Raw genomic sequence first — 8,020 nt, 5'->3', positions numbered from 1 at the left:
GACCCCACGCTGAACTGGAGCACGCCCGACGAGGTGATCGTCGGGTTCGAACGCGGCGTGCCCGTGACGATCGACGGCAAGCGCGTCTCGGTGCTGCGGGCCATCGAGGAACTCAACACCCGTGCGGGCGCCCAGGGCGTCGGCCGCCTCGACGTCGTCGAGGACCGGCTGGTGGGAATCAAGAGCCGTGAGATCTACGAGGCGCCCGGCGCCATGGTGCTCATCACCGCACACACCGAGCTCGAACACGTCACACTGGAGCGGGAACTGGGCCGGTTCAAGCGGCACACCGATCAGCGTTGGGCCGAGCTGGTTTACGACGGGCTCTGGTACTCACCGCTCAAGGAGGCCCTGGAGAGTTTCGTCGCCAAGACCCAGGAGCACGTGACCGGTGAGGTGCGAATGGTGTTGCACGGCGGCCACGTCGCGGTCAACGGCCGGCGCAGCGCGGAATCCCTGTACGACTTCAATCTGGCCACCTACGACGAGGGCGACAGCTTCGACCAGTCGGCCGCCAAGGGTTTCGTCTACGTGCACGGGCTGTCCTCGAAGATCGCGTCCCGCCGGGACCAGACCGCAAAGGGCCCGGCCGAAGCGTGAGCACTCGCGAGGGGTCACTGTGGGGCGGGCGGTTCGCCGATGGCCCGTCGGATGCGCTGGCCGCGCTGAGCAAGTCCACCCACTTCGACTGGGTCCTGGCCCCGTACGACATCATCGCCTCGCGGGCCCACACCGTGATCCTGTTCCGGGCCGGGCTGCTCAACGAAGAGCAGCGCGACGGGCTGCTGGCCGGCTTGGACCAGCTCGCCGAGGACGTCGCAGACGGCAGCTTCGCGCCCCTGGTCACCGATGAGGACGTGCACGGGGCGCTGGAACGCGGGTTGATCGACCGGGTCGGAGCAGACCTGGGCGGCCGGCTGCGCGCGGGCCGGTCACGCAACGACCAGGTGGCCACCCTGTTCCGGATGTGGCTGCGCGACGCGGTGCGCCGGGTCGCCGCGGCGGCGCTGGACGTCGTCGGCGCGCTGGCCGCGCAGGCCGCCGCCCACCCCCGCGCCATCATGCCGGGCAAGACTCATATGCAGTCCGCGCAGCCGGTGCTGTTGGCCCACCACCTGCTGGCGCACGCCCACCCGCTGCTGCGCGACGTCGACCGGATCGTCGACTTCGACAGGCGCGCCGGGGTGTCCCCGTACGGCTCGGGCGCCCTGGCCGGCTCGTCGCTCGGGCTGGACCCCGACGCGATCGCCGCGGAGCTCGGTTTCACCACCGCGGCCGACAACTCCATCGACGCGACGGCCTCCCGGGATTTCGCCGCCGAGGCCGCCTTCGTGTTCGCCATGATCGGTGTCGACATGTCCCGCCTGGCCGAGGACATCATCCTGTGGAGCTCGACGGAATTCGGCTACGTCACCCTGCACGATTCGTGGTCGACCGGCAGCTCGATCATGCCGCAGAAGAAGAACCCCGACATCGCCGAGCTGGCGCGGGGCAAGTCCGGTCGGCTGATCGGGAACCTGACCGGCCTGCTGGCCACGCTGAAGGCCCAGCCGCTCGCCTACAACCGTGACTTGCAGGAAGACAAGGAACCGGTGTTCGATTCGGTCGCCCAGCTGGAGCTGGTGCTGCCGGCAATGGCCGGGCTCGTGGGCAGCCTGACCTTCGATGTCGAGCGGATGGCGGCCCTGGCCCCGGCCGGCTACACGTTGGCCACCGATATCGCCGAATGGCTGGTGCGCCAGGGGGTGCCGTTCCGGTCCGCGCACGAGGCCGCCGGGGCCGCGGTGCGCGCCGCCGAGCAGCGGGCCGTCGGGCTCGACGAGCTGACCGACGACGAATTGGCCGCCATCAGCACCGATCTCACGCCACAGGTCCGTGAGGTGTTGACGATCGAGGGCTCGGTGTCCTCGCGCGATGCGCGAGGCGGCACCGCGCCCGTTCGGGTCGCCGAGCAGATAGAAACCGTCCTGGCCAGCGCGGATAGGCTCAAACGCCAGCTGCACGACGACGATGATGAGGTTGGTTTCCCTGACCTGCCGTGACAATGCAGACTAGACTTCGGGCTCAAAGCGATCGGGTTGAACACTTAGGGCCGAGTCCTCGTTATCAAGGGGTGGAAGAACAATGAGCGTCGTCGCCGGCGTCTTCGGTGCGTTGCCACCGCACCGATACTCCCAGCGTGAGCTCACCGACTTCTTCGTGAGCATCCCGGAGTTCGAGGGCTACGAGGACATCGTCCGGCAGCTGCATGCCAGCGCCAAGGTCGGCAGCCGCCACCTCGTGCTGCCGCTGGAGCAGTACCCGGCGCTGACCGACTTCGGCATGGCCAACCGGATCTTCACCGAGCACGCGGTCACGCTGGGCTGCGAAGCCCTGTCCGGCGCCCTCGACGAGGCGGGACTGCGGCCCCGGGACGTCGACGTGCTCATCACCACCACGGTCACCGGCCTCAGCGTGCCCTCCGTGGACGCCCGGATCGCCGCGCAACTCGGCCTGCGCGACGACGTGCGGCGGGTGCCGCTGTTCGGCCTCGGCTGCGTCGCGGGCGCCGCGGGTGTGGCGCGCGTTAACGACTACCTGCGCGGGGCGCCGGACGCGGTGGCCGCGCTGATCTCCGTCGAGCTTTGCTCGCTGACCTATCCCGGATACTCGCCGTCGCTGGCCGGCCTGGTCGGCAGCGCCCTGTTCGCCGACGGGGCAGCGGCGGTGGTGGCGGTCGGCGAGCGCCGCGCCGAACGACTGGTGCCCAGCGGACCCACCATCCTCGACTCTCGCAGCCACCTGTATCCCGATTCGCTGCGCACCATGGGTTTCGACGTGGGCGCCACCGGCTTCGAGCTGGTGCTGTCCAAGGACGTCGCGGCCGTCGTCGAGCAGTACATCGAAGCCGATGTCACCCAGTTCCTCGCGGCACACGGCTTGACCACGGCCGACATCGGCGCCTTCGTGAGCCACCCCGGCGGCCCCAAGGTGATCGAGGCCATCAACGCCGCGCTCAGCCTGCCGCCCGAGGCACTAGAACTCACCTGGCGTTCGCTCGGCGAGATCGGCAACCTCTCGTCGGCGTCGGTGTTGCATGTGCTGCGCGACACGATGGCCAAGCCGCCGCCGAGTGAAAGCCCTGGCTTGATGCTGGCGATGGGTCCAGGATTCTGTTCGGAATTGGTGTTGTTGCGGTGGCACTGATTTTCGCCCGTGCACTTCTACCGTAAGGCGTCGCTTTTTGGGCTTGAGAGTTTGTGGCGACGGGACCCGGCCGGCGTGGGACCCATCGCGGGAGTATCGCTGTGAGTGACACGAGAGGCCGCCTTCGATGAACGGCAACACCGAAGAGCTGATCAAGGCTCTTCGCCAATCGCTGAAAGAAACCGAGCGGCTCAAGCGCGAGAACCGCCAGTACCTGGCCTTGTTAGCCGAAAATGCGACCGAACCGGTGGCGGTGGTCGGCATGGGTTGCCGGTACCCGGGCGGCGTGGATTCACCAGAGGCGTTGTGGCAGATGGTGGTTGACGGCCGCGATGTGGTCTCGGAGTTTCCCTCGGACCGCGGGTGGAACTTGAGCGGTTTGTTCGATGCGGATCCCGACGCCGTGGGCAAATCCTATGCGCGGTGCGGCGGGTTCCTCTCGGATGTCGCCGATTTCGATGCCGCGTTCTTCGGGATAGCCCCCAGCGAGGCGCTGGCCATGGACCCGCAACAGCGCCTGCTGCTCGAGGTGTCCTGGGAGGCGTTGGAGCGAGCCGGGATTGACCCCGCGACCCTGCGTGGCTCGGCGACCGGGGTGTTCGCCGGGATATTCCACGGCTCCTACGGAGGTCAGGGACGGGTCCCGGGACACCTGGAGCGATACGGCCTGCGCGGCTCGACGCTCAGCGTGGCCTCCGGTCGGGTGGCCTATTCGCTGGGGTTCGAAGGCCCGGCGGTCTCGGTGGACACAGCGTGTTCGTCGTCGCTGGTGGCGCTGCACTTGGCGGCGCAGTCGTTGCGGTCCGGCGAGTGCGATCTGGCGCTGGCCGGCGGGGTGACGGTGATGGCCACACCGGCGATGTTCATCGAGTTCAGCCGGCAGCGCGCGCTGGCCGCCGACGGTCGGTGCAAGGCGTACGCGGGGGCGGCCGACGGAACCGGATTTTCCGAAGGCGTCGGCGTGCTGGTGCTGGAGCGGCTGGCCGATGCCCGGCGACACGGGCATCCGGTGCTCGCCGTGATACGCGGGTCGGCGGTGAATCAGGACGGCGCGTCCAATGGCCTGGCGACGCCCAACGGGCCGTCGCAGCAACGGGTGATCCGGGCGGCGCTGGCCAATGCGCGACTCGGGGTGGCCGATGTCGATCTGGTCGAGGGCCACGGCACCGGCACCACGCTCGGGGATCCCATTGAGGCTCAAGCCGTTCTGGCGACCTACGGGCAGGACCGTCCCGCGGAACAGCCGCTGTGGCTGGGTTCGATCAAATCGAACATGGGCCATACCTCGGCGGCCGCGGGTGCCGGTGGGGTGATCAAGATGGTGCAGGCGATCCGCCACGGGGTGATGCCCAAGACGTTGCACGTGAATGAGCCGACGCCGCACGTGGATTGGACGGCCGGGGCGGTGTCGCTGCTGACGGAGCACCGGCCCTGGCCGGCGGTGGACCGCCCGCGCCGCGCGGGAGTCTCCTCCTTCGGCATCAGCGGCACCAACGCGCACGTCATCGTGGAGCAGTACGTCCCGGAGCAGGAAAACGTCACGCGCCCAGGTGATGACGTGGTGGTGCCGTGGGTGCTCTCGGCCCGCTCGGGTGAGGCGCTGGCCAACCAGGCCGCGCGGCTGCTGGCGCGCGTGAAGGCCGATCCCGGGGTGCGGGTGTTGGACGTGGGCTGGTCGCTGATCGCGACGCGGTCGAGCTTCGAGCACCGGGCGGTCGTCGTCGGCGCCGACGGCGCGCAGTTGTTGCGTGGGTTGACGGCATTGGCGGCCGGTGAGCAGGGCGCCGGCCTGGTGACGGGCCGCGCGCAGCCGATGGGCAAGACGGTGTTCGTGTTCCCAGGCCAGGGCTCGCAATGGGCGGGCATGGGCGCCCAATTGCTGGACAGTCCCCCGCAAGCGGGAGGTGTCCCCACAACGGTGTTCGCCGAGCACCTGCAGCACTGCGACAAGGCGCTCGCCGAATACGTCGACTGGTCGCTGATCGACGTCATCCGCGGCGCCCCGGGCGCACCGGGATTGGACCGGGTGGACGTGGTGCAGCCGGCGCTGTGGGCGGTGATGGTGTCGCTGGCCGAACTGTGGCGGTCGGTGGGGGTGGTCCCCGATGCGGTGATCGGCCATTCGCAGGGCGAGATCGCGGCGGCCTACGTGGCGGGGGCGCTGTCGCTGGAAGACGCCGCCCGGGTGGTCACGCTACGCAGCCGGCTGCTGGTGCAGTTGTCGGGCGGGGGCGGCATGGTCTCGTTGGCGTGCAGTCTGACGCGCGCCGAGCAGCTGATCGCCGGGTGGGGCGAGCGACTGAACATCGCGACCGTCAACGGTGTTGCGGCGGTCGTGGTGTCCGGCGAGGTGGCCGCACTGGCCGAACTGATGCAACGGTGCGAAGCCGAGAATATTCGTGCCCGCCGGATCGACGTCGACTACGCATCGCATTCCGCACAGGTGGACGCGATCCGCGAGCCCCTCGCCGAAGCGCTGCACGGCCTCGAGCCGCGGTCCTCCGCGGTCGCCTTCTTCTCCACCGTCACCGGTGAGCCGATGGACACCGCGGGCCTGGACGCCGACTACTGGTTCCGAAGCATCCGGCACACCGTGCAATTCGAGCGGGCCGTACGCAGCGTGTGCGACGCGGGCTATCGAGCGTTCATCGAATCCAGCCCGCATCCCGTGCTGATGGCCGCCATCGAAGAAACCGTGCCCGACAGCGAGCGGGCGTGCGTCATCCCGTCGCTCGGCCGCGATGACGGTGGTCCGGACCGCTTCTGGCTCTCGGTCGCCCAAGCGCACGTCGCGGGCGTGGCCGTGGACTGGCGCGCCGCGATGGCCGGCCTGGGTGGCCGGGCTGTCGACCTGCCGACGTACGGGTTTGTCCGGCAACACTTTTGGCTTCCGGGCGGTGCGACGGGGTCGCAAGACGTCGCCACCCTGGGCCTGGCAGGCGCCGAGCACGGTTTGCTCGGTGCCGTGGTACCACGGCCCGATTCCGGCGGTGTGGTGCTGACGGGCCGGTTGTCGACGGCCGACCACCCGTGGCTGGCCGATCATGCGGTGGGCGAGACCGTGTTGTTCCCGGGGGCCGGGTTCGTCGAGCTGGCCATCCGCGCGGGCGACGAGGTCGGTTGTGGGGTGCTCGACGAGCTGACGTTGTCGGCCCCGTTGCTGTTGCCCCCCGCCGAGGGTGTACAGGTGCAGCTGGTGGTCGGCGCAGCCGACGAGTCCGGTATGCGGCGGTTATCGGTGTATTCGGCCGGCCCGCAACCGGATTCGGACTGGGTGTTGCATGCCGAGGGCGTGCTGCGGTCCGGCGCGGTGACACCGGTCGCGGACCTTTCGGTCTGGCCCCCCGCGGGCGCGGCCGCGGTGGACGTCACCGGCGCCTATGCGGGGCTGGCGCAGCGCGGCTACGAATACGGCGGAGCCTTCCAGGGGCTGCGCGCCATGTGGCAGCGCGGGGACGAGATCTTCGCCGAGGTCGCCGTGCCCGAGGCCGGCGCCCCGGACGGGGGCTTCGGAGTGCACCCCGTGCTTCTGGATGCCGCCCTGCATGCGATCGGGGTCGCCGCCGAGCAGGACCAGACCGTGTTGCCGTTCTCGTGGCAGGATGTGTCGTTGCACGCATCGGGTGCGACTCGGGCACGTGTCCGGATCGCGCCGGCCGGTGCCGGCTCCGTCTCGGTGGAATTGGGCGACGCGGCGGGGCTTCCGGTGCTCACGGTGCGATCGCTGGCCATGCGCCCGGTCTCGGCCGGGCAGTTGACGGCGGCTCCCGCCCAGCGCTTCGGCGGATTGCTCGACGTGACATGGTCGCCGATCGCCCTGGGCGGCGAGGACCACGCCGAGGCCACGGTGTGGGAGCTCGGCGATCATGGCGACGACGTGGTCTACGCGGTGCACGCCGCGACCACCGAGATATTGGCGAAGCTGCAATCGGAGTTGGGCGACGAAAGCGGCGCGACGCTGGCCGTGCAGACTCGCGGGGCGGTCGCCCTCACCGGGGAAGACGTTTCGGACCTGGCCGGCGCCGCGGTGTGGGGCCTGGTGCGATCGGCGCAAGCCGAGCACCCGGGCCGGGTGGTGCTGATCGACACCGACGGCTCAGTGGACGCCGGCGCGGTGATCGATTGTGGCGAGCCGCAAGTCGTGATCCGTGAGGGTGTGGCGTATGCGGCGCGGTTACGGCCGGTGCGCGGTGCGATCGGGTTACCTTCTTCGGGCTGGCGGCTGGATGCCGGCGGGAAGGGAACGCTGGAGGACCTGGTCGTGACCCCTTGCCCGCGAACGAAATTGACCGACGGGCAAGTGCGGGTGGCCGTGGCCGGGGTCGGGGTGAACTTCCGTGATGTCTTGGTGGCTCTGGGGATGTACCCGGGCGGTGGCCAGCTGGGAGCCGAGGGCTCCGGCGTGGTCGTCGAGGTGGGGCCCGACGTGACCGGCCTCGCGGTCGGCGACGCGGTGATGGGCTTGCTGGGGGTCGTCGGTTCCGAGGCGGTGGTCGATCAACGCGTGCTGACACCGGTGCCGCCGGGACTGTCGCTGGTCGCGGCCGCGGGGGTGCCGGTGGTCTTCCTGACGGCGCTGTACGGGCTGTCGGTCCTGGGCGGGCTGCGCGCCGGCGAACGGGTCTTGGTGCACACCGCCACCGGCGGGGTGGGCATGGCCGCGGTACAGCTCGCAAGGCACTGGGGCGCCGAGGTGTTCGTCACCGCCAGCCGCGGCAAGTGGGACACTTTGCGCGCGATGGGTTTCGACGACGACCACATCGGCGATTCGCGCACGACGGAGTTCGAGGCGAAATTCGCGACGCTGATTGCGGCCGCCGGCGGGGCCGGGCTC

3 protein-coding genes and 1 pseudogene are annotated in these 8,020 nt (G+C 69.9%); all 4 read left to right on the top strand.

What is annotated here, in order from left to right; translation table 11 throughout:
* Nucleotides 1-600 (top strand): annotated as a pseudogene (locus tag A5652_RS05140) (argininosuccinate synthase domain-containing protein); the annotation flags it as partial.
* Nucleotides 597-2,042 (top strand): argininosuccinate lyase, encoded by a 1,446-nt coding sequence (gene argH, locus A5652_RS05135; protein WP_067347285.1) that lies wholly within the window; start codon nt 597-599, stop codon nt 2,040-2,042. The pseudogene A5652_RS05140 and the gene argH, both read left to right, overlap by 4 nt.
* Before the next feature lie 82 nt (nt 2,043-2,124).
* Nucleotides 2,125-3,186, top strand: coding sequence for a type III polyketide synthase (locus A5652_RS05130; protein WP_067347283.1), 1,062 nt, complete (start codon nt 2,125-2,127; stop codon nt 3,184-3,186).
* Between the two features lie 127 nt (nt 3,187-3,313).
* Nucleotides 3,314-8,020 (top strand): type I polyketide synthase (locus A5652_RS05125; protein ID WP_067347281.1); only part of this gene is annotated, 4,707 nt, incomplete at its 3' end.

Source organism: Mycobacterium sp. 1165178.9 (assembly GCF_001673555.1).
In the GTDB taxonomy this organism is placed as follows: domain Bacteria; phylum Actinomycetota; class Actinomycetes; order Mycobacteriales; family Mycobacteriaceae; genus Mycobacterium.
The sequence above is the reverse complement of the archived record's forward strand: the minus strand, read 5'-3'. Positions and strand labels throughout refer to the sequence as shown.

Bases quoted from the DNA above. Each gene is read 5' to 3' on its own strand.
- A5652_RS05130 (WP_067347283.1), top strand. From the start codon at position 2,125: ATGAGCGTCGTCGCCGGCGTCTTCGGTGCGTTGCCACCGCACCGATAC.